Source organism: Burkholderia sp. E168m23, assembly GCF_016586125.1.
Taxonomy (GTDB): Bacteria; Pseudomonadota; Gammaproteobacteria; order Burkholderiales; family Burkholderiaceae; genus Burkholderia; species Burkholderia orbicola.
Genome location: NZ_BCPP01001403.1, coordinates 1 through 1,236 on the forward strand (window position 1 = coordinate 1; position 1,236 = coordinate 1,236).

The 1,236-nt window shown below is 56.5% G+C and carries 1 pseudogene; it reads right to left on the minus strand.

From position 1 onward, the window contains the following. Nucleotides 1-551, minus strand: a pseudogene (locus tag JMF90_RS37665) (energy transducer TonB); the annotation flags it as partial. Nucleotides 552-1,236 lie beyond the last annotated feature (685 nt).

Genomic DNA, 1,236 nt, shown 5'->3' on the forward strand with positions numbered 1-1,236 from the left:
CATCCACGACGAACTCGATCGTCACGTCACCCGTGATGTGTTTTCCTGCGCTCCTTCGGGTACTGCATCGACGCGCGCATCGAGTCCGAATTCGGGCAGACGACACCCACTTCGTGACTGACCGGCTTGGCCGGCGCGGGCGGTGCGACGACCGGCGCCTGCACGGCCGGCGCGGACGGCACCGGTGCCGACTGGTGCGTGATGGTCGCCTGCTGCGGGGGTGCCTGCACCGGCACTTCAGGCGGCGGCACGAACGGCGGCGGCGGCGGCGCGAACTTCGGCGGCGGAAGCTTGACGACCGGCATCGGCGGGGGCGGCGGCGGCTTCACCGGCTCGATGATGCGGGTTTCGATCGGATGCTGGATCACCTGCACGACCTTGGTCGCGAGGCCATTGAGCAATGCGTAGATCAGCACTGCATGCAACAGGAGGACGACTGCGATGCCGCCGAAACGGCGCACCGGATTCTGCTGCTTCTTGCCGAATTCCCGCGGACGGCCCAGCGTGGCCAGTCCGCTGTTCGAAGCAACCAGATGCTCTTCGACTTTCATGCCCACTATCCTTCCCCCAAGCGAATCGCCCAGTTTCGCGATGATGGCCGGCGCCGGAACCGGGTCGGTTCCGGCGCCGCCTCAACTCGAAATTTCATTTTTAATTCAATTGGCAATCCGAATTGAAAGTATCGATTTCGGATCCCGTTTATTCAATTTCAAGGAATCGTTTCAACCGCAACGGGATAGCCGCCCTATCCGGCGTCTATCCCGCACCAGCGTGGTCAGGCAATTGTCAGCTGCGTCGACACAGGCACATTTCTCGTATGACGATTGGATCTTCGTTACACGCTGATGTCAGCCTGGCCGTTCGTCTTGGGTGCAGAAGATAGCAAGGAAAAAATCCGGGCGTCAAACTTTATTTGATACTTGAATACAAAGTTTGGAGGCCTTACTCGAATAACGAGTTAGTAAACTTCGCCAACCATTTCCCATTAATTTCGTAATTGGTTTGTATGGTTATCGCACTAATTCAGTGCTCATCCAAAATAATCACCAATTTAGTGCTGGCACACCGAATCGGTGCACTCCGGAATGAGCAATGCCGGATGCGCTTCATTGTCCGATGCATGGATGGAAGCCGATTGACCGCTTTCATGCAGGCGGGGTCCTGTTCAGGCGATATCCGTACGGTCGATCTTCGTTACTTTTAATAGGATTGCAAATCAAAATATTGAAACCTCCT